The 18,657-nt window shown below is 63.3% G+C and carries 21 protein-coding genes and 2 tRNA genes; 8 read left to right on the top strand and 15 right to left on the bottom strand.

All coding sequences use genetic code 11. The features are described 5' to 3' along the window. Window positions 1-219 (bottom strand): caspase family protein (locus tag VGO12_RS19380; RefSeq protein ID WP_327514379.1); only part of this gene is annotated, 219 nt, incomplete at its 3' end. A gap of 307 nt (window positions 220-526) precedes the next feature. Between VGO12_RS19380 and ppdK the strand changes: the two genes are divergently transcribed. Further along, complete coding sequence (gene ppdK / locus VGO12_RS19375) at window positions 527-3,193, top strand: pyruvate, phosphate dikinase (RefSeq protein ID WP_327514378.1); 2,667 nt, start codon at window positions 527-529, stop codon at window positions 3,191-3,193. Window positions 3,194-3,229: 36 nt separating this feature from the next. Here ppdK and VGO12_RS19370 read toward each other — a convergent pair whose 3' ends face one another. After that, a complete protein-coding gene (locus VGO12_RS19370) occupies window positions 3,230-3,502 on the bottom strand; it encodes a hypothetical protein (protein ID WP_327514377.1) in 273 nt (90 codons plus the stop codon). A 379-nt stretch (window positions 3,503-3,881) separates the two neighbouring features. Next, entirely contained in the window at window positions 3,882-4,265 is a 384-nt protein-coding gene (locus tag VGO12_RS19365; RefSeq protein ID WP_327514376.1) for a hypothetical protein, read from the bottom strand. A gap of 267 nt (window positions 4,266-4,532) precedes the next feature. Between VGO12_RS19365 and VGO12_RS19360 the strand changes: the two genes are divergently transcribed. Beyond that, on the top strand, window positions 4,533-5,441 hold the full coding sequence (locus VGO12_RS19360; RefSeq protein WP_327514375.1) for a DUF1499 domain-containing protein: 909 nt from the start codon (window positions 4,533-4,535) through the stop codon (window positions 5,439-5,441). Between the two features lie 7 nt (window positions 5,442-5,448). Here VGO12_RS19360 and VGO12_RS19355 read toward each other — a convergent pair whose 3' ends face one another. Genes VGO12_RS19355 through VGO12_RS19340 form a run of 4 tightly spaced genes read right to left on the bottom strand, consistent with a single transcriptional unit; the run spans window position 5,449 to window position 7,760 of the window. Further along, window positions 5,449-6,072 carry a DUF4166 domain-containing protein gene (locus VGO12_RS19355; protein ID WP_327514374.1) on the bottom strand — a complete coding sequence of 208 codons (624 nt, stop codon included), beginning with the start codon at window positions 6,070-6,072 and terminating at the stop codon, window positions 5,449-5,451. Continuing rightward, window positions 6,069-6,521 (bottom strand): thiol-disulfide oxidoreductase DCC family protein, encoded by a 453-nt coding sequence (locus VGO12_RS19350; protein ID WP_327514373.1) that lies wholly within the window; start codon window positions 6,519-6,521, stop codon window positions 6,069-6,071. The genes VGO12_RS19355 and VGO12_RS19350 overlap by 4 nt, the downstream gene beginning before the upstream one ends. Window position 6,522: 1 nt before the next feature. Next, window positions 6,523-7,446 (bottom strand): MBL fold metallo-hydrolase, encoded by a 924-nt coding sequence (locus tag VGO12_RS19345; RefSeq protein ID WP_327514372.1) that lies wholly within the window; start codon window positions 7,444-7,446, stop codon window positions 6,523-6,525. 17 nt (window positions 7,447-7,463) lie between these two features. After that, complete coding sequence (locus VGO12_RS19340; protein WP_327514371.1) at window positions 7,464-7,760, bottom strand: cupin domain-containing protein; 297 nt, start codon at window positions 7,758-7,760, stop codon at window positions 7,464-7,466. Window positions 7,761-7,974: 214 nt separating this feature from the next. On the opposite strand from VGO12_RS19340, the gene VGO12_RS19335 reads away from it, so the two are divergent. Then, window positions 7,975-8,049, top strand: a tRNA-Gln gene (locus VGO12_RS19335). Between the two features lie 36 nt (window positions 8,050-8,085). Here VGO12_RS19335 and VGO12_RS19330 read toward each other — a convergent pair. Then, window positions 8,086-8,568 carry a VOC family protein gene (locus VGO12_RS19330; protein WP_327514370.1) on the bottom strand — a complete coding sequence of 161 codons (483 nt, stop codon included), beginning with the start codon at window positions 8,566-8,568 and terminating at the stop codon, window positions 8,086-8,088. A gap of 233 nt (window positions 8,569-8,801) precedes the next feature. Between VGO12_RS19330 and VGO12_RS19325 the strand changes: the two genes are divergently transcribed. Further along, entirely contained in the window at window positions 8,802-8,984 is a 183-nt protein-coding gene (locus VGO12_RS19325) for a YegP family protein (protein ID WP_327514369.1), read from the top strand. A 64-nt stretch (window positions 8,985-9,048) separates the two neighbouring features. On the opposite strand, the gene VGO12_RS19320 is transcribed toward VGO12_RS19325, so the two are convergent. After that, window positions 9,049-9,483 (bottom strand): hypothetical protein, encoded by a 435-nt coding sequence (locus tag VGO12_RS19320; RefSeq protein ID WP_327514368.1) that lies wholly within the window; start codon window positions 9,481-9,483, stop codon window positions 9,049-9,051. Between the two features lie 315 nt (window positions 9,484-9,798). On the opposite strand from VGO12_RS19320, the gene VGO12_RS19315 reads away from it, so the two are divergent. After that, window positions 9,799-9,875 (top strand) — tRNA-Pro (locus VGO12_RS19315). Window positions 9,876-10,125: 250 nt separating this feature from the next. After that, the gene (locus VGO12_RS19310) at window positions 10,126-10,539 is read left to right on the top strand and encodes a hypothetical protein (protein ID WP_422653422.1); all 414 of its coding nucleotides are present in this window, start codon (window positions 10,126-10,128) and stop codon (window positions 10,537-10,539) included. A gap of 60 nt (window positions 10,540-10,599) precedes the next feature. On the opposite strand, the gene VGO12_RS19305 is transcribed toward VGO12_RS19310, so the two are convergent. After that, complete coding sequence (locus tag VGO12_RS19305) at window positions 10,600-10,779, bottom strand: hypothetical protein (protein WP_327514366.1); 180 nt, start codon at window positions 10,777-10,779, stop codon at window positions 10,600-10,602. A gap of 205 nt (window positions 10,780-10,984) precedes the next feature. Between VGO12_RS19305 and VGO12_RS19300 the strand changes: the two genes are divergently transcribed. Further along, window positions 10,985-11,944: a bile acid:sodium symporter family protein gene (locus VGO12_RS19300; RefSeq protein ID WP_327514365.1), complete on the top strand. Its 960-nt coding sequence runs from the start codon at window positions 10,985-10,987 to the stop codon at window positions 11,942-11,944. Between the two features lie 407 nt (window positions 11,945-12,351). Continuing rightward, window positions 12,352-12,495, top strand: a complete 144-nt coding sequence (locus VGO12_RS19295) for a hypothetical protein (RefSeq protein ID WP_327514364.1) — start codon at window positions 12,352-12,354, stop codon at window positions 12,493-12,495. Between the two features lie 87 nt (window positions 12,496-12,582). Here VGO12_RS19295 and VGO12_RS19290 read toward each other — a convergent pair whose 3' ends face one another. The 5 genes from VGO12_RS19290 to VGO12_RS19270 all read right to left on the bottom strand — a co-directional run bounded on the left by VGO12_RS19290 (window position 12,583) and on the right by VGO12_RS19270 (window position 18,321). After that, window positions 12,583-12,777 (bottom strand): hypothetical protein, encoded by a 195-nt coding sequence (locus VGO12_RS19290; RefSeq protein WP_327514363.1) that lies wholly within the window; start codon window positions 12,775-12,777, stop codon window positions 12,583-12,585. A 128-nt stretch (window positions 12,778-12,905) separates the two neighbouring features. Further along, window positions 12,906-14,411 (bottom strand): sulfate adenylyltransferase subunit CysN, encoded by a 1,506-nt coding sequence (gene cysN / locus VGO12_RS19285; protein WP_327514362.1) that lies wholly within the window; start codon window positions 14,409-14,411, stop codon window positions 12,906-12,908. Further along, window positions 14,411-15,364: a sulfate adenylyltransferase subunit CysD gene (cysD, locus tag VGO12_RS19280; protein WP_327514361.1), complete on the bottom strand. Its 954-nt coding sequence runs from the start codon at window positions 15,362-15,364 to the stop codon at window positions 14,411-14,413. Before cysD ends, cysN begins: the two co-directional genes overlap by 1 nt. 44 nt (window positions 15,365-15,408) lie before the next feature. Next, window positions 15,409-16,167 carry a phosphoadenylyl-sulfate reductase gene (locus tag VGO12_RS19275; RefSeq protein WP_327514360.1) on the bottom strand — a complete coding sequence of 253 codons (759 nt, stop codon included), beginning with the start codon at window positions 16,165-16,167 and terminating at the stop codon, window positions 15,409-15,411. A 249-nt stretch (window positions 16,168-16,416) separates the two neighbouring features. Continuing rightward, entirely contained in the window at window positions 16,417-18,321 is a 1,905-nt protein-coding gene (locus tag VGO12_RS19270; protein WP_327514359.1) for a HAMP domain-containing methyl-accepting chemotaxis protein, read from the bottom strand. Window positions 18,322-18,657 lie beyond the last annotated feature (336 nt).

Here is an 18,657-nt window from a genome sequence, read left to right as displayed (position 1 = left end):
GAGCACCAGGTCGGTTTCAAAGCCCTGGCCCTTGAGGAACGTGTTGAAGGCTTCGGCGTCGCGCGCAGCGTTGGGCAGGGTGCCTGCAAGCACGTAGTTGCTCATGCCGACGATCAGCGCCAGCCGCTTGCCGTTCCCTTCGGCGACCGTACTTTCTGCGGCGAAAACAACCAGCAGCGCCGAAAGCAGCCACAGCCTCAATTCCACACGCCATTTCATGACCCACCCTCCGAGCCCCTGAGACGGAAACGGATTGCCATGACGGGATATTCTTGGATGCACCCCCATCGCGCCGATATATATTAGATATTTGTGATGTTTCAGGCAATCTCGGATAAAGGCGCTGTTCGCGCTGTTTTCGTACGTTTCCGCGGCTGTTTGGAGCCGGACACCATCAATTGTCGGGATATGTCGCATTGTTGCGAAAAATGATGCGGTGCAGCATAAATCTTCGCCGGATGCATTTTCAGCCTGAAGCATATACTGTAAATCGTCACGAAAGACTGTTTCTGGGTGGAGAGCAGGCATGACGAAATGGGTATACACCTTCGGTGGGGGCAAGGCCGAGGGACGTGCGGGTGACCGCGAGCTGTTGGGCGGCAAGGGCGCAAACCTTGCGGAAATGTGCAACCTCGGCTTGCCGGTGCCGCCTGGCCTGACGATCATCACCGATGCCTGCAACAGCTTTTTCGACAATGACAGGCAAATGCCGGACGGCCTTCGCGACCAGGTGCGCGCGGGCATCGACCGGATGGAGGAGGTGACGGGGCGCGTCTTCGGCGACACGAACCGTCCGCTGCTGTTGTCCGTGCGCTCGGGTGCGCGCGCTTCGATGCCCGGCATGATGGACACGGTGCTGAACCTCGGTCTCAACGACCAGTCCGTGCACGCGCTCGGCCACGATGCCGGTGATGCTCGTTTTGCCTGGGACAGCTACCGCCGCTTCATCCAGATGTATGGCGATGTCGTCATGGGCGTCGACCACGACGTGTTCGAGGAAATTCTCGAAGACGAGAAGGCGCGCCTCGGGCATGAGCAGGACACCGAGCTTTCGGCCGTCGAGTGGCAGGGTGTCATTTCCCGCTACAAGGACGCGATCGAGGAAGCGCTCGGCGAACCGTTCCCGCAGGACCCGGAGATTCAGCTCTGGGGCGCGATCGGTGCGGTGTTCTCGAGCTGGATGAATCCGCGGGCGATCACCTACCGCCACCTTCACGCCATTCCGGCGGCCTGGGGCACCGCGGTCAACGTCCAGGCGATGGTCTTCGGCAATCTCGGCAACTCGTCGGCGACCGGCGTCGCCTTCACCCGCAACCCCTCGACAGGCGAGAACGAGCTCTACGGCGAGTTCCTGGTCAATGCTCAAGGCGAAGACGTGGTTGCCGGTATTCGCACGCCGCAAAACATCACCGAGGCCGCGCGCCTTGCGTCGGGCTCCGACAAGCCGTCGCTGGAAAAGCTGATGCCGGAGGCCTTCGCCGAGTTCCGGTCGATCTGCGATACGCTCGAGCGGCACTACCGCGACATGCAGGACCTCGAATTCACCATCGAGCGCGGCACGCTTTGGATGTTGCAGACGCGTTCGGGCAAGCGCACCGCCAAGGCGGCACTGAAGATCGCCGTCGACATGGCCGAGGAGGCTCTGATTTCGCAGCAGGAGGCCGTCGCCCGCATCGACCCGGCCTCGCTCGACCAGCTGCTGCATCCGACCATCGATCCGCATGCCCGGCGCGATATTATCGGCTCGGGCCTGCCGGCATCGCCGGGCGCTGCGACCGGTGAAATAGTCTTTACCTCCGAGGAAGCGGTGCAGGCCGACAAGGAAGGCCGCAAGGTCATCCTGGTGCGGGTGGAAACCAGTCCTGAGGACATTCACGGCATGCATGCGGCCGAAGGCATCCTGACGACACGCGGCGGCATGACCAGCCACGCGGCCGTCGTTGCCCGCGGCATGGGCACGCCTTGCGTTTCCGGTGCGGGCAGCATCCGCGTCGACCTTCGCAACGAGGTGATGACGGCGGGCGGCGTGACGCTGAGGAAGGGTGACATCATCACCATTGACGGCTCGTCCGGGCAGGTGCTGAAGGGTGCGATCGCCATGCTGCAGCCGGAGCTTTCCGGCGACTTCGGCAAGATCATGGCCTGGGCCGACGCCAGCCGCCGCATGACCGTCCGGACCAATGCGGAGACGCCGGCCGATGCCCGCGCCGCGCGCTCGTTCGGCGCCGAAGGCATCGGCCTGTGCCGCACCGAGCACATGTTCTTCGAGGACGACCGCATCAACGTCATGCGCGAGATGATCCTTGCCGATGACGAAGCCGGCCGCCGCCAGGCGCTTGCCAAGCTTCTACCGATGCAGCGCTCGGATTTCGTCGAGCTGTTTTCGATCATGCATGGCCTGCCGGTGACGATCCGCCTGCTCGACCCGCCATTGCACGAGTTCCTGCCGAAAACCGACGAGGAGATTGCCGACGTCGCCGGTGCGCTCGCGCTCGATCCCTCGGAATTGCGCCAGCGTGTCGACGAACTGCACGAGTTCAACCCGATGCTCGGCCATCGCGGCTGCCGACTGGCGATTTCCTATCCGGAAATTGCCGAGATGCAGGCGCGCGCCATATTCGAGGCGGCGGTCGAGGCCGCAAACGAGACCGGCGCGGCCGTCGTGCCGGAAATCATGGTGCCGCTTGTCGGCCTGCGCGCCGAGCTCGATTACGTCAAGGAACGCATCGATCAGGTGGCGAAGGATGTCATCGGCGAAGCCGGCATCGGCATCGACTATCTTGTCGGCACGATGATCGAGCTGCCGCGTGCAGCCCTGCGCGCCCATGTGATCGCCGAGGCCGCCGACTTCTTCTCCTTCGGCACCAACGATCTGACGCAGACGACCTTCGGCATTTCGCGCGACGACGCCTCGCAGTTCCTCGCGACCTACCAGCAAAAGGGCATCATCGAGCAGGACCCCTTCGTCTCGCTCGATTTCGATGGCGTGGGTGAACTGATCCAGATCGCGGCCGAACGCGGCCGTCGCACCAAGAACGGTCTGAAGCTCGGCATCTGCGGCGAGCACGGCGGCGACCCGGCCTCGATCCGGTTCTGCGAAGACGCGGGGCTGGACTACGTCTCATGCTCGCCCTTCCGCGTCCCGATCGCCCGCCTTGCCGCCGCGCAAGCCGCGATCAACGGCAAGGCGTGAGGGGTAGCCGACGCCGCAGCCGCGGCGTTGGCGCTGTTACCTCGGCCGCACGATGACCGGTTGCGTCACGATGACCGGCCGGTCCCAGCCCCACATCATCATGTCGTTCTGGTAGCGGAAGGCGCGCGATTCGGCGCGCCGGTCGAGTTCGATGCGCTGCAGGCAGGTGGCGAAGGCATCGGTGCCGCGGCGGAAGCCGTAGGAAGCGCAGGTGTTGCCGTCGGCAACGCGACGCTCTTCGGGTGTCATCGTCTGGCACGCGGTCAAAAGCAGAGCGGCTGCGACAAGGATAGTCAATCGGGTCGTCATGATCTTTGCGCCTCCTGAGCGCACCGGGTCCGCGTAAAGTCGAGCCACCGGGCATCCGCCTGAAGCCCCTGTCGCGTGGTTCCTTTCGTCGTCATCGACGTGAGGGCCAGCCAGGTGCCGCCGTTCAAAATGCCCGAGCGCCGATGCGTCGCCCGGCGCGGGCCAACTCCTCGAATCACAATCAATATAGGGAGTTATGGCGAAAATCGAAACGAGCAACGTCGTTTCGATGACAGGCGATGGTTGCAGGCGGGAGGAATTGACCGCGCCATCGCAAAGGATGCTGTAGCGCTTTGAATTGTCTCATGTTCTTCTCCTTTGATCTGTGGCGATCAAAGGCAACACCAAGGTGGCGCGTTGCCGACGTCGGGCGGCGCGATCACATCCGTTCGAGAACGCCGACAAAGGACTGGGCAAAGCGTTCGAGATCGCGCGTGCCGTCGCTCGGATGTTCGATGCGCACAGCCGAGCCTTTGCGGTCGAGGCAGGCAAAAAGGATCGAAGCGTCGCCGGTCATTTCTTTCAAGCGAATGACGGCGATGCTGCGGCAGTCCTCGATCAGCTCCGAAGCGGGGAGGGCAAACAGCAACTCGCCGCCGGCGTGATCGGCGACGCCGCGCACGAAGCTGACGAAATCGTCGTTGTTGCCGGAAAACGCGTCGAGGGAAAGTTCAAGCTCGAGGAGCCCCAACGGGATGCCGCCGCTGCCTGCCGGAAACGTGGTCTGGGTGGCGATGGTCACGGCTGCCTGCGATGCGCCCATGTCGGTTCTCCGTCGATTGCCGCGCACTGTCGCGTAGCGTCGGGCGCCGGCCGTTGCCTCCGATTGAACTCCGCGCACGCAAGACCGGTGCGCGGACATGTTCCCACCCGTCGATAGGTGGTTAACGAGAATGGCGAATTTGCGGCAAAGCTCATGGACGGCGGCTTGTGCGGGCGGGCCGGCGCCTAGCGCATTGCCTGTTTCCTCGGCAAAGGGCATGGTCTAAGAATGCGGTCTGTCTTGCCGCAGGGGATTTGATTCACCTACATGATGGTCCGGTACGAGCGTCCCTATTCCCATGCGGCCCATTGGGCGCGACGCTTCGCCCGCGTCTCCTTCGTACTCTTCGTGCTGTCGCTGCTTGCCCACCGTTTCGGGCCGCTGACGACGCCGCATTTCCTGGCGCTCGTCGGCCTGGCCGGCCTGTTCGCGCTCGCAGGCGTCCTGCTCGCGATCGTCGGCCTGGCGCGGCTCTGGCAGGTCGCGGCGATCGGCGGCCTCGCTTCCGCGTCGGCGCTCGTCTACGCGGCTCCGGCGCTCGGTTTCATCGGTTTTGGCGCCGTGCAATATCTGACCCGGCCGGCGATCTTCGACGTCAGCACCGACACGGTGACGCCGCCGCCATGGCTGAAGGTGCCGCAGACCGAAGAGAGCTGGCTCAAGCGCAAGTCGGCGGTAACGCCACAGGATCGCGAGGCACAGATCCTCGCCTATCCCGGTCTCACCGGGCGGCGCTACGACGGCGCCCTCGACCGCGTCTACCAGGGTGTGCGCAATGTCATCGAACAGAACCGGGTCGGCATCACCGAGGAACTCGGGGTCGAGAATGCGCGCGCCGATCTCGAGGACCTGACGGTTCGCCCGAACGCCGGCGCGGACACGAGCGCCGAGCCGGAAAACGTGCCCGTGCCGGCGGCCCGGCCGGAGTTGACGCTCGAGGGAGCGATAACGGGGCGTCGCGCCAGCGATGTCGTGCTGCAGGGTGAATGGCGCACGTTAATTGCCGGCTTCCGCTTCGACGTGCTGATCAGGCTGCGGGAAGAGGCCGAGACAACCTTCGTCGATCTCAGGGTCGCATCGCGCTATGGCCCCCACGATCTCGGCATGGGTGCCGCCTTCGCCGATCAGTTCCTGCGCTCGCTCGATGCCGAACTACTGGGCATTGCCGGAGATTGATGGATAATCAACCGTTCACGGTGGCGTCACCCTGATCGGCCTGGTGCGGCGCTCTTGGCGGCGGTCCAGTCGCGGCCTCCAGCCAGCCGCTGTAGCGCACGATCAGGCCGGTCAACGGACTGTCGACTTCGACGTGGAAGTGGAACAGACCGTCGCGGTCTTCCTCGAATGTCCGACCGCCGGGTGCAAAAAGCAGCGGCAGCGGAAGGCCGAGCACGGACCAGCCGCGCACCGATAGGTGCAGACGGTTCTCTGTGGGCTCGAGTGCGCAAAGGATGCGAAACGGTCCGAAGTCCTCCGCAAGCAAGCTTTCCTTCCGCCTTTCGACTTTTTTCTGCGCGCTGCGCAGGATCGTCTCGTCGAAGCGACGGGTCCAGATTTCACGGCCATGGGTGCAGGCAAAGTCGACCTCGACCGGCACATCCTGACTGTCGGCGGGAAAGCCGAAAACCGAGGCGACAAGCTGAGCCCAGAACGAGCCGCCGCGCTCCACCTTGGCGCGCCCACGAAAGGTGGCATGCCCCTCGGCCCGGTCATGCAGTGCGCGGATCGCTTTGGGCAACCGGTCCCAATCGCTGCCGAGGACCTGTCGGTAGAGGCTCTGCGCTTGGACCCGATCTGCGTCGTTCATGCGATGAAACGTCCACGCTCCTCGGGCGTCGGCACCATGCAGGTCTGGCGGCGCCCGGCGATGCGGTATCGGTTCTTTGCGACGAGATCGTAAATCCGGTCGCGAAGAGGCGACGGTAGCACGCGGCATATACTCACCAGCGACCACGGCAGGCCCAGCCTGGCAAGGGTGCGGATCGATCCGTCCGACTTGAATCGCGCCACACCGTCCTCGATCAGGATATTGCTTTCGAAGCTTTCAGCATCGAGCCCATAGTGGCGATAAAGCGCCCGGCCGAGCGTCGACTGCGCGGTGAGGTAGCGATATTGCCCCTGCCGGTCGTGGCCAAGCAGGAAACGCACCCAGCCGGAGCAGAAGATGCATTCGCCGTCAAAGACGACGATCGGCTTGTCGTCCGGAAATCCGGGCACCGTGGCGTCGTGGCGATAGCTATAGGCGTCCCGCCGCACGTCAGCCGCCACCGACGGCCGTGAGCCTGTAGCTGCCAAGCAGCGATGGAGGCCCGTCGGTCTCGACGCGACCCTGTTCGATCAGGTCTTCCAGATGCGCGAGCACCGAAAGGGCGGCTGCCCCGTGAAGCCGGACGTCGGTGGACGCATAGATGACCTTCACCATTTCGGCGACATGGCGATCGCCGGCGCGGACGCGTTCGAGCACGGCGCGCTCGCGCATCTTGCGGTGGGCGCGCAGGCCGCGAAGGAACGAGGCCGGCTCGATCACGGGGCCGCCATGCCCCGGCAAATAGAGGCGGTCGTCGCGCTCGAGCAATTTTTCGAGCGATGCCATGTAGTCCGCCATGGCGCCATCCGGAGGGGCGACGATCGTCGTCGCCCAGGCCATGACATGGTCTGCGGAAAACAGGATGCCGGTACCCTCGAGCGCAAACGCCATGTGGTTGGCGGTGTGACCGGGCGTCGTCAGTCCCGTCAGGCTCCAGCCGTCGCCCTCGATGCGGTCGCCGTCGGTGAGCGTGATGTCGGGGGAAAACTCCATGTCGGAGCTTTCGGCGAAGGGATTGGTCTCGCCCTGGTGCAAGGGCCGGGCCGGGCGATGCGGGCCTTCGCCGACGATCAGCGCACCGGTCGCCGCCTTCAGTCGACCGGCGAGCGGCGAGTGGTCGCGGTGCGTATGGCTGACGGCGATATGCGTCACCTCGCGCCCGGCAAGGGCCGTCATCAGCGCCTGGAAATGCGCCTCGTCATCAGGACCGGGGTCGATGACCGCGACCGAGCGCTTGCCGACGATGTAGCTGTTGGTGCCGTGGAAGGTGAAGGGGCCGGGATTGTTGACGGTGATGCGCTGCACGTCGTCGGCAACGGTCACCGCCTCGCCATGGGCGGGCTTGAAGTCGAGATCGAAATCCGGACCCTGCATGCGTCTCTTCCTGACCTTCACTTGTATTCGATCTCGATGAAGGACATCGGCTCGTCGCCGGCATTGACGACATTGTGCGCCACGCCCGCCTCACGGCGATAGGCGGCGCCCTTGGCGATGTCGACCCGACGATCGCCCGCCTCTTCCTCGAGCAGGAACCGGCAGTCGGTCATCGGGATCACGACATATCCCAGTCCATGGACGTGATGGCCGGTGTCGGCACCGGGCTCGAAGTCCCAGCGGGTGATGCGCACCACCGCATCGTCGACGAGGACGCTCGGGATGGCAGGGGGACGGGCGCGGAACTGGCTCATGAAACTCTCCATTTGCCCGGACAATAGGAGGTGCGGCGCATGAAGGGAAGGGCGCGTCCGGCGCTCGTCAAAGGGGTACGTGGCGCAGCGCGCGCGGGTGCATCAACAAATCCGCCGAAAATTCAGCTTAGTGCCAACTTAGAGATTGTGACGGGCGGCGAGCTTTGATAATCAGGCGCTCGATTTGGCGGACATAACGTCCCGCCACATCCGTTGGGGCGTCGCCAAGCGGTAAGGCACCGGTTTTTGGTACCGGCATTCCCAGGTTCGAATCCTGGCGCCCCAGCCATTCCCATCTCAAGCTATCTCGGCCACGGCGCCTTCCTCAGCTGTCTTCAGACAGTGCGTTGATCTCGATCACATGGCCGTCCGGATCAAGAATGTAGATCTGCGGGAATCCTGCGCCCGGGTGGTTGGAAGGCCGGTTGATCCTGATCTTGTGACCGCTCGTCGCATTCTCGCCGTAGCCAAGGCCTTCCAGATGCGTCAGGGCTGCCGAAAAGCTGGTTACGCGCATGGCAAAATGGACGTCGCGCGAATCGATGCCCTTGTTCAGACGGAACGTTGGCGGCGGTCGGTCGGCCTCTTGCGTATCGCTCGCCCGGACGATCAGGTGCAACTGGCCGGCTCCGACCTGGTACCACACCCCCGGAAAGGGAAAGGCCGGGCGGGGAGGGCTCGTCTCGCGCAGGCACAGGACATCGTCGTAGAAGCGCTTTGAAACCTCGAGATCGCGAACAGGCAGGCTGACGTGGTGCAGCTGTTCCACTTGCAGGCCCGGTCTGTTTTCTTGAAGAGCCTGGGTCATCTTCGGTCTCCCAATGGTAACAATGGCGTCGCCGAGGCGTTGTTCATGCAACCATGATCGGTGGCGCGTGTCGACGTAAAGGTCGGACGGGTGATTGCCAACGTTTGCCCGGGCCGCAAGCCTACACCATACAGGCTGGTGGCGGCACCACGCTTGCCTGCAAGCTCTCTTGTCAAGTCACTCTGCAACTGACACGCTAGTTGGTGTTGATTCCTACTTGTATGAGGGAGAAGATGGCTCACAAATTCGAAATCTACAAAGACAAGGCTGGCGAATACCGCGTTCGCTTCAAGTACAACAGCGAGATCATGTTCTCGACCGAGGGTTACAAGACCAAGGCCAGCGCGCAGAACGCCATCGACTCGATCAAGAAGAACGGTCCCGACGCGCCCGTCGAGGACAACAGCACCGCCTGAGGGCGAGGCTCTTCATAAAAAAAAGCCCGGATCGGTGATCCGGGCTTTTTTGTTCGGCGAAGACTTAACCCGCGGTGGCCGCCGGCTTGGTCTGGGCCGGCGCTCCGAGGAACTCTTCGCACCAGCTCGGGCCATCGGCACGCTTGCGGTCGCCGGCAATATGGATCGAGCGGATGACATAGTCGGACGAAACGGTGAGCTGCACCGCGCAGCTAAGATACTCGGTGCGGGCCGACGAAATGCGCTTGCCGCGCTTGCCATCCTTGGTGGTTTCGTACTGGGCCGGGATCTTGCGGGTCTTGAAGCCGCCCTTCCAGCTGTAGACGGTGGAGCTGCCGCTTTCGACGTCGGAGATCGGCGGTCCGTACTGAGCGAAGAAACCGCCGGCCGGCTGTCCGAGCCAGCGGGCCTCGACCGCGTTTCTGGAGATTCCCGTGGTCGTCGTGCAGCCGGCGAGCACGAGCGCTAGACCCGCCACCGTCATCATGCGGAAGTTCATCTGTCTGTCCCTTTGGTTCTCGTTCTGAAATAGCCATGGCGCGAAGACCCGTATCCCCTGGTTTTTCGCGCTTTCCGTTGAGGCTCTAGCGTCAAAAGCGACGAAAGGAAATCCACGCCGCGGCTGCTATTTCAGGAAAATATGAAGCGTTGCAGAAAGTCCCTACCGCCGATGGCGTGACGAGGGTGCACGGATCCGGTGGAGATCCAAAGGCCGTTTTCCCACCGTCACAAATTTTTTGAAAAAGGTGCGAGGTTTTTCTGGTTAGGCGCTTGTGAAATCAAAATGCCTGTTCTATAGACGCGCCACTGGTCACGGAGTGTAGCGCAGTCTGGTAGCGCACCACGTTCGGGACGTGGGGGTCGCAAGTTCGAATCTTGCCACTCCGACCAGTCAAATCAATCCCTTAGACAATCTTTCCCGTATCGCGCCGCCCGGCGTCGACGGATCGTGCGCGCAACTTTTGCGGTCCGCGCGCCGTCAGCGGCCTCATGCGTCGGCGCTCTTCAAGCCGTTCGTCGTCCCTTCCGCGCCATTGGTCGAAAACCCGTGCAAGGATGCTCGAGGCGGCCTGTCTCGCCGCGGATCAAGCTTCTAGGGTCCTCTCCTTTCGATCAAAGACGACGAGGAACGGACATGTCGATCAAGCATCTATCCCTTGCTGCGGTTCTCATCCTGGCGGGACATTCGGTCGCCGCCGCGCAAAGCTGCGAGAAGAATTTCAAGGCCACCGGCGTGCCGCTGGTGACGCCGGTCTATTTCAAGACCTGGCAGGATTTTCCGAAGCTGAAGCCGGAGGCAGCCCTTCAGCGGCTGGCGCGCGGGGTCGCGGCCGAAGGGTTTTCCGGGATCGAGATCAACAAGGAGCTTGGTACCATCGAAGCCTATCAGGATACGGCCGGCTCCGGGCGCCTGCAGACATTGCGCGTCGTTGCCCGCAAACGCGGCGCTGGCACGCGGATTGATGCGATGTTTGATATTCAGGTCGGGCAGGTGGCCACCAAGCAGGTGGTGCAGGAAGGCCTCTGCAACATCATCCGTTCCGCCGTCGACTGACAGCGGCCCAACATAGGGGGAAGGAGCGCGCCTTGGGTAAGGCAGCGCTCCGTCGCCTGTTCAGCCCTGCCGTTCGAGAGCCTTCAACGCTGCCTGGGCCACGGCTTGTGCCTGCAGCATCGAGGAGAAATTGCCCTGCGCCGGATGGGTGACGCCACGGTACTTGATGACGAAGCACCACTTGCCGTTCTGGCGCTTCTCCACAGTCACGCTCGTTTCCGGTTTGTTGCCCGTGCTCATCTTCGTCTCCCTGAGGTCCTGCGCATTGCCTTGACGAGCCTGATATCCATAGGACGCGGCCCGTGTCCATATGTGTTGCGTTTATGTCGCCTGCCATCTCTCCGTCGACAGAAAGTTGCAGGCCGTCGGCATTTTTTGTTCGAACCGTGTTGAAGCGGGCCGCCGGCAAGCCTAGACAGCCGCCATCATGCCAAGGAGTAAGATTTTGAAGGCTGTCGCATCATTTTCCCAGTTCGTCGGACGCACGTTCGCGCTCTGGGTCATTCTATTCGCCGTTCTCGGCTTCGTTTTCCCGGATATTTTCAAGCAGATCACGCCCTATATCGTTACGCTTCTCGGCATCATCATGTTCGGCATGGGTCTCACCATTTCGCTTGATGATTTCAAGGAGGTCGCCAAGCGCCCGTTCGAAGTCGGCATCGGTGTCGTCTCCCAATTTTTGATCATGCCGCTGCTCGCCGTCCTGTTGACCGCGATCATCCCGATGTCGCCGGAAGTGGCCGCAGGCGTCATCCTCGTCGGCTGCTGCCCGGGTGGCACCTCGAGCAATGTGATGACCTATCTCTCCAAGGGGGATGTCGCGCTGTCGGTTGCCTGCACCAGTGTTACCACGCTGCTCGCGCCTGTTGTCACGCCGTTCCTTGTGTGGACGTTCGCCAGCCAGTATCTGCCGGTTGACGCAATGGCGATGTTCATGAGCATCGTCAAGGTCGTGCTTCTGCCGCTGGCGCTGGGCTTCCTCTTCCAGAAATTGCTGCCGGGCCTGGTCAAGGCATCCGTGCCCGCCCTGCCGCTGGTGAGCGTCACCGGCATCGTGCTGATCGTTGCCGCCGTCGTCGGCGCCAGCAAGGGCGCGATCGCAAGCTCCGGCCTGCTGATCTTCGCTGTCGTCGTGCTGCACAACGGTCTCGGCTATCTGCTCGGCTTCTTCGCCGCCAAGGCAGCCGGCCTGTCGCTTGCCAAGCGCAAGGCGATCGCCATCGAAGTCGGCATGCAGAACAGCGGTCTGGGTGCGGCACTCGCCAATGCCTATTTCTCGCCGGTCGCTGCAGTCCCGAGCGCGATCTTCAGTGTCTGGCACAACATTTCCGGCGCTCTGCTTGCCAATTATTTTGCGGGCCGCACGGAAGAAGACAACGCCGAGCCGGCGGTCAGCACCCGCTGATCGCGGGGCCGGAACAAGGAACAGGAGAGGGCCTGCAAGGGCCCTTTTTTTGTTTGTGGGGCAGGGCGGTCACGGTCAGGCGGACTGTCCCACGACGTCCGGAAACGGTGAAACAGCCCTATCGATCCTCATGATCGACGCGCCAACTTACAAGCGAGAAGCCGGATTGAAAGCCTCGTTCGCGCCAACCTCGCACCAAGGTGAAACGACCGTCAGCCCTGCGTCATTTTGGGACGGAGCGCCGTCTTCGCCTCCGGCACCACCCTGCGTCTTGCGGACATTTTTCCCCTCCGAGCCGGGGGCTATTGTTCACATTGAAACGGGGTGTTCACGGATTGGCGTCTTATCGTTGTGAACGATCGCGGCGATATTTGCCTCAACACTTGTTCTTGCCCATGAGGCTTAAGATGTTGAAGGAACCGATCATCACGTTTCGCGCGATTGCCGTGTGGTCCGCCATTCTCGGCAGCGTTGTCGGCTATCAATTGTGGCAGCACGCCGATCCGGCCCCGCTGACGATGGTGCTTCCGGCCATCGAGCAGCAGCTTTGAGCCGAGCGGCAATATCGCCAGAGCGCGGTGCGCTCACATGAGCGCACACGGACGGTCCAGCACCTTGAAGGCATGCTGCTTTGTCGCTCAGTCCTCGGGCATGCCGTTGCGGCGGGCCGCCTGAAGCAGCTCGATTTCGCCGGCGGCCGATCCGAACTGGTCTTCCAGCCGTCGGGTCTCCTCCGGGTCCAGCCGGTACTTTCGGGCAAAGGCTTCGATTGCGACCGTCCGCCCGCGAAAGCCCTGGTGTTTTGCCTCTTCGCCTTGATGCTCTGTTTTCATGGCGTTTCTCCCATGCGGCAGGGAGATAGAGCGCGAAGGAGCCTTGGGAAGGCTCGGCCGGCCGACAGGTCGACAACAAAAAAGGGGCCCCTATAAGGCCCCTCTCGATTCTCTCAAGGCGACGCCGATCAGCCGTCGATATCGTCGATGATCTCGACCGCCTTACCGGCGCTGACGCGTCGGATTTCCGCTTCCTCGCGCCGGCTTGCGAAGAGTTCCGTCGCCATCAGCTGGTCGGCGAGATCGGCCGGCAGCGAGAGGATGACGCGGGCGTCTTCAGTATGGATGCCGCCGAGCGCCGAGCGCTTGGCCGTGATCATGCCGCCGGCCACCGTGTTGTTGGTGTCCGGATCGATCAGGATGAAGGCGCCGGTGACGCGGTTCTGCTCGTAGGTGTCGAAGATCGCCTGTTCGTCGAAGGCCAGATGCACCTTGCCGATCGCGTTCATCGGCAGCTGCTCGGCATGGGTCCACTTGCCCGACTGCAGGTCGAGCTGGCTTGCCGGCTGAACCTGCACGCGCTGGCGGCGGCTGCCGCTCTTCAGCCAGTAGCGCTTGCCGGGCTGGATGCCTTCGGCCTGCAGCGCGACCAGCTGGGCGTCGAAGGCGAGGCCGGTCGGCGGCTGGCTGTCGATGGCGACGATCATGTCGCCGCGCGAGACGTCCACCTGGCGGTCGAGCACGAGCGTGATCGCGTCGCCGGCAACCGCGGCGTTGCGCACGAGGTCGAAGGTGACGATCTTGGTGACGTTGGCGACCATGCCCGAGGGCAAGATGACGACGCTGTCGCCGGGCTTCACCGAGCCGCCGGCAACCGTGCCCTGATAGCCGCGGAAGCTTTCGCCCGGACGCGACACGCGCTGCACCGGCAGGCGGAAGCCGACCGTCTGGGCAGAGCGGGTCGTGGCCAGTTCCAGGACCTCGATCAGCGTCGGGCCGTCGTACCAGGGCATGGAGGCGCTGCCGTCGTAGACGACGTTTTCACCCTTGAGCGCCGAGACCGGAATGGCGGTGACCTGACGCACGCCGAGCGACAGCGCCAGTTCGCGGAACTCATGGCTGATCTGCTCGAAGCGAGCGCGGTCGTAGTCGGTGAGGTCGATCTTGTTGACCGCCAGCACGAACTGCTTGATGCCCATCAGCGTTGCGATCGTCGCATGCCGGCGGGTCTGCTCGAGCAGGCCGACGCGGGCATCGACGAGCAGCACGGCGAGATCGGCGGTCGAGGCGCCGGTTGCCATGTTGCGGGTATATTGCTCATGGCCGGGCGTGTCGGCGACGATGAAGGAGCGCTTGTCGGTCGAGAAATAGCGATAGGCGACGTCGATGGTGATGCCCTGTTCGCGCTCGGCCTGCAGGCCGTCGAGCAGCAGCGCGAAATCAGGCAGGCCGAGATCGTTCTGCTTGCCGTTGGAATCGCGCCGAAGCGTCGCCGCCTGGTCTTCCTTGACCGCCTTGGTGTCCCAGAGCAGGCGGCCGATCAGCGTCGATTTGCCATCGTCGACCGAGCCGCAGGTGATCAGGCGAAGCGGGCGGCTGTCGCGCGTGGCGCGTGCGGCTTCCTGGGCCGGAAAGGCCAGAACCTCGGCGGCTGCATCGTGCTCGACGGCATTCGCGGTTGCGGGAGCGGTCATCAGAAATATCCTTCGCGTTTCTTCTTTTCCATCGAGCCGGACTGGTCGCGGTCGATGGCGCGGCCCTGGCGTTCTGATACGGTCGCGGTTTCGAGTTCGGAGATGATGTCGTCGAGCGTCGTGGCGGTCGAGCGGATGGCGCCGGTCAGCGGGAAGCAGCCGAGCGTGCGGAAGCGGATCACTTCCTCGCGCTTGGTTTCGCCCGGCAAGAGCTCGAGACGCGGATCCTCGGCAAGGATCATCATGCCGTCGCGTTCGACGATCGGGCGCTTCTCGGCAAAGTAGAGCGGCACGATCGGAATGTCCTCGGCCTGGATGTAGCGCCAGATGTCGACCTCGGTCCAGTTCGACAGCGGGAAGGCGCGCACGCTCTCGCCCTTGCGGATCATGCCGTTGTAGACGTTCCAGAGTTCCGGGCGCTGGTTGCGCGGATCCCAGCGGTGGTCAGGGGTGCGGAAGGAGTAGATGCGTTCCTTGGCGCGGCTCGCCTCCTCGTCGCGGCGTGCTCCGCCGAAGGCGGCGTCGAACTGGCCGGCGTCGAGCGCCTGGCGCAACGCCTCGGTCTTCATGATGTCGGTGTAGAGCGCCGAGCCGTGGGTGAACGGCGTGACGTTTTCGGCCGCACCGCGCGGATTGACGTGCTCGATCAAATCGAGATCGTAGCGCTCGACGATCTCGTTGCGAAACGCGATCATCTCGGCGAACTTCCAGCCGGTGTTGACGTGCAACAGCGGGAAGGGAACGCGGCCGGGATAAAAGGCCTTGCGCGCCAGATGCAGAAGGACGGAGGAGTCCTTGCCGATCGAATAGAGCATGACCGGGCGTTCGAACTCGGCGGCCACTTCACGGAAGATATGGATCGCCTCGTTTTCCAGCGCCTTCAGATGCGGATCGAGCGGCGGTTTGGTGCTCTGCGGATTGTGCAGTTCCGTTTCCGGATGGATATGGGGCATTTCAGTCTCCGGGAGGATTTGTCTTCAAGGAAAGCGCGCCAGCCTCAGGCGGCGCTGCTCGAATTCGGGATGATGGAGCTCGCGGCGGTCTCGGGAACATGCAGGCCACATTCGCGCTTCTCGTCGTTCTCCCACCACCAGCGGCCGGCGCGCTCGGGCTCGCCGGGCTTGATGGCGCGGGTGCAGGGCTCGCAACCGATCGAGGGGTAGCCGCGCGCATGCAGCGGGTTCACCGGAACGGCATTCTGGGCGACGTAGCTGTTGATGGTGTCGATGTCCCAGTCGGCGAGCGGATTGATCTTGATCAGGCCGCGTTCGAGATCAGCCTCGGCAAACGGCGTCGAGGCGCGGTTGCCGGACTGGCCGCGACGCAGGCCGGTGACCCAGAAGGTTGCCCCTTCGAGTGCGCGCGCAAGCGGCTTCAGCTTGCGCACGTCGCAACAGGCATGCCGAGCCTCAACGCTTTCGTAAAAGCCGTTGAGGCCATAGCGTTGCGCATAGGCGTCGATGTCGGACTGTTCCGGGTGGAAGCGCTTGATCAGAATGCCGAAAGCCTCTTCCGTCTTGTCGATCAGGGCAGCCGTTTCATTGAACAGCCGGCCGGTCTGGAGGGTGACGACATCGACGGCGAGCTTGTTCTTGCCGATGGCTGCAGTGATCACCTGGTCTTCGATGCCGAGCGACGTCGTGAAGACCGCGCGACCTTCGAGCCCGGCGACGAGCGCCAGTCGCCCGGCGAGATCCAGGCTTTCCAGCGTCTCGTTCAGAGCCTTGGCAGATGTTTCGAGGGATGACGTTGTCATGGCTGCGTCCTGTTCCAACTTGGTCGGAATATCGCAGCACCGTCGGACAATGGACAGAAATAGCGGTTTCTAATGCTCTTTGTTTGGAGCAAATCTGCCTCTCAGATCGAAAGGCAGCGAAAAAGCGAATATAGGCTAGTAATTTACTAGATTTTATACTGTATAGCAACGGTTGCTATCCTTGGGCAGACGAAAGGCGCGGAGCCTCTGGGGATCCGCGCCTTCAAGGGGAACGCTCAGGCCATGGCGTCAGAACTCGGCCCAGCCGGCCTCCTGCGCCTGAGGGGCGCTGCGATAGGCGGCGGCGAGCTTGCGACCGAGCGCTCTTGCGGGCGAGGGAGTTGAACTCTCACTGGTCGCGGGACGCGGCGCCGCCTTGTTGCCGTGGCCGGTCTTGAAGCGCATCAGGAGTTCGTTGAGCGCGCCTGCCTCGCGCGCCAGACTGTGGCTGGCGGCGGTTGATTGCTCCACCATCGCTGCGTTCTGCTGCGTGCCCTGGTCGATGGCGTTGACCGCGGTGTTGATCTGCTGGATGCCGGCCGCCTGTTCGCGGGCGCTCTCGACGATGGCAGTGACGTGGTGGCTGATCTCCTTGACCTCGACGATGATGCTTTCCAGCGCCGTGCCGGTCTCGCGCACCAGCGTCACGCCGGATTTCACCTGCTGGCCGGAGGTGGCGATCAGCACCTTGATCTCCTTGGCGGCCTGGGCCGAGCGCTGGGCGAGTTCGCGAACCTCCTGGGCGACGACGGCAAAGCCCTTGCCGGCCTCGCCGGCGCGGGCCGCCTCGACGCCGGCATTGAGCGCGAGCAGGTTCGTCTGGAAGGCGATGTCGTCGATCACGCCGATGATGCTGGAAATCTCGCGCGACGACGCCTCGATGCCGCTCATGGCGGCAACGGCGTTGCCGACGATCTCGCCGGACTTTTCCGCAGCACCGCGGGTGCGCGCGACCAGCGTCCCAGCCTCCTCAGCCCGCCGGCTGGCATCGGCGACGGTTGTTGCGATCTGATCGAGGGCCGCCGCGGTTTCTTCCACCGAGGCCGCCTGCTGCTCTGTACGTTTGGAGAGGTCGCCCGCCGCGGAACGGATTTCGCCTGCGCCGGCATTGATGCTGCGGGCGTTTTCGCCCACCGAGCTCAGCGCCTCCTCAAGATTGGCGACGGAGCTGTTGAAGTTGGTGCGCAACTGGTCGAGCCGTTCGGCAAGCGGTGTCTCGATGCGGTAGGTCAGGTCGCCTTCGGCAAGACGATCGAGACCGAAGCCGAGCGCGCCGACGGCCGCCTGGACTTCGGCCGTCTCCTTCGCCTTCTGTGCCTCGCGCTGCTCGCGTTCGCGCTCAGACAGCGACCGGCCGGCCTCGGCTTCCTGCTCCAGCCGCTGGCGCTCAAGTGCGTTGTTGCGGAAGACGGCGACGGCGGCCGCCATCTGGCCGATTTCATCGCGGCGCTTCTCGCCGAAGATTTCGGCCTTCAGGTTGCCGATCGCCAGCTGGCGCATGGCCTCGCGCAGCTTCGTCAGCGGCCTGATGAGGCCGGAGATCACAAACCACACGGTGGCGGCGAGGATCGCCAGGGCGAAGCCGGCGATCACCGTTTGCCAGAGGGTCAGGGTATCCTTCTCCGACTTGGCCGCTTCGAGTTCGCCATTGGCCTCGGAAAGCTGCAGCTTGATCAGGTCGCTGATCGGCGCGGCGAGGGGGTCGACCGAGGCATAGAGCCTGGTGTCGACAAAGCGCTCGAGCTCCGTCTGGTCCTTGCGTTCCATGATCGCGACGAGGTTGCGGATCGAGGCGTCGCTGGCCACGCGCGCCCTGTCGAAGATTTCGGTGAGCTTCTTTTCCTCCGGGGTCAGCCGGGTCGCCTCGTAGGTGCGCCAGCGCGTGTCGATCGTCGAAAGCGCCGCATCGATCGCCGTCTTGCCCGCCGACCAGTCGAGCACGCCGCTTCTGACCTTGTGGGTCGTGTCGACGATCTCGACGGCGTACATGTCCGACACGGTCTTCAGATGATCGACGGGCAGCAGCCGGTCCGCGACGATCGATTCCGTCCGCTTGGAGATTGAGGTCATCGCATTGAAGGCCGTAACGATCATGACCAGCATGGCGACGGCGAGCAGAGACAAACACACGAGCAGTCGTGCCTTGATTGTCATGAAAGACGCTCCTCGGTTGCCCGCAAGGCAAATCATCCTCGGCCGATGGCCGCGGGCACGCCGCATGGGCATCGGTCTGTGAGCTCGCCTTGGCAGGGGAGTGATGACGATGATGGGATGGAGCACGCGATCTCACGCGGCGAAACTGCCGTCATGGCACGTTCGCCCAGCGTTCACTCCGTCTCATATAGACATAACAACCGGAGATTAAGAATGGCTAAATTTTAAGGTGTTGATCCATGTTCGCGCAACCCATGGTCTTGCAACCACAGGGCGCTGGCAGCTGGTGGCGCTCAAGAAGCGGTGAAGCCGCCTTTTCCCCAATCGAAACGGCGG

The organism is Ensifer sp. (assembly GCF_035999135.1).
Taxonomy (GTDB): Bacteria; Pseudomonadota; Alphaproteobacteria; order Rhizobiales; family Rhizobiaceae; genus Ensifer.
This window is presented reverse-complemented; position numbering and strand designations above follow the sequence as displayed.

What these genes read in the sequence shown, in the direction of transcription:
- VGO12_RS19305 (WP_327514366.1), bottom strand. Translation starts at nt 10,779, where the DNA reads ATGAGCACGGGCAACAAACCGGAAACGAGCGTGACTGTGGAGAAGCGC.
- VGO12_RS19360 (WP_327514375.1), top strand. Translation starts at nt 4,533, where the DNA reads ATGATGGTCCGGTACGAGCGTCCCTATTCCCATGCGGCCCATTGGGCG.
- cysD (WP_327514361.1), bottom strand. Translation starts at nt 15,364, where the DNA reads ATGCCCCATATCCATCCGGAAACGGAACTGCACAATCCGCAGAGCACC.
- VGO12_RS19365 (WP_327514376.1), bottom strand. Translation starts at nt 4,265, where the DNA reads ATGGGCGCATCGCAGGCAGCCGTGACCATCGCCACCCAGACCACGTTT.
- VGO12_RS19340 (WP_327514371.1), bottom strand. Translation starts at nt 7,760, where the DNA reads ATGAGCCAGTTCCGCGCCCGTCCCCCTGCCATCCCGAGCGTCCTCGTC.
- VGO12_RS19290 (WP_327514363.1), bottom strand. Translation starts at nt 12,777, where the DNA reads ATGAAAACAGAGCATCAAGGCGAAGAGGCAAAACACCAGGGCTTTCGC.
- ppdK (WP_327514378.1), top strand. Translation starts at nt 527, where the DNA reads ATGACGAAATGGGTATACACCTTCGGTGGGGGCAAGGCCGAGGGACGT.
- VGO12_RS19355 (WP_327514374.1), bottom strand. Translation starts at nt 6,072, where the DNA reads ATGAACGACGCAGATCGGGTCCAAGCGCAGAGCCTCTACCGACAGGTC.
- VGO12_RS19325 (WP_327514369.1), top strand. Translation starts at nt 8,802, where the DNA reads ATGGCTCACAAATTCGAAATCTACAAAGACAAGGCTGGCGAATACCGC.
- VGO12_RS19345 (WP_327514372.1), bottom strand. Translation starts at nt 7,446, where the DNA reads ATGCAGGGTCCGGATTTCGATCTCGACTTCAAGCCCGCCCATGGCGAG.
- VGO12_RS19295 (WP_327514364.1), top strand. Translation starts at nt 12,352, where the DNA reads ATGTTGAAGGAACCGATCATCACGTTTCGCGCGATTGCCGTGTGGTCC.
- VGO12_RS19275 (WP_327514360.1), bottom strand. Translation starts at nt 16,167, where the DNA reads ATGACAACGTCATCCCTCGAAACATCTGCCAAGGCTCTGAACGAGACG.
- VGO12_RS19320 (WP_327514368.1), bottom strand. Translation starts at nt 9,483, where the DNA reads ATGAACTTCCGCATGATGACGGTGGCGGGTCTAGCGCTCGTGCTCGCC.
- VGO12_RS19370 (WP_327514377.1), bottom strand. Translation starts at nt 3,502, where the DNA reads ATGACGACCCGATTGACTATCCTTGTCGCAGCCGCTCTGCTTTTGACC.
- cysN (WP_327514362.1), bottom strand. Translation starts at nt 14,411, where the DNA reads ATGACCGCTCCCGCAACCGCGAATGCCGTCGAGCACGATGCAGCCGCC.
- VGO12_RS19330 (WP_327514370.1), bottom strand. Translation starts at nt 8,568, where the DNA reads ATGACCCAGGCTCTTCAAGAAAACAGACCGGGCCTGCAAGTGGAACAG.
- VGO12_RS19270 (WP_327514359.1), bottom strand. Translation starts at nt 18,321, where the DNA reads ATGACAATCAAGGCACGACTGCTCGTGTGTTTGTCTCTGCTCGCCGTC.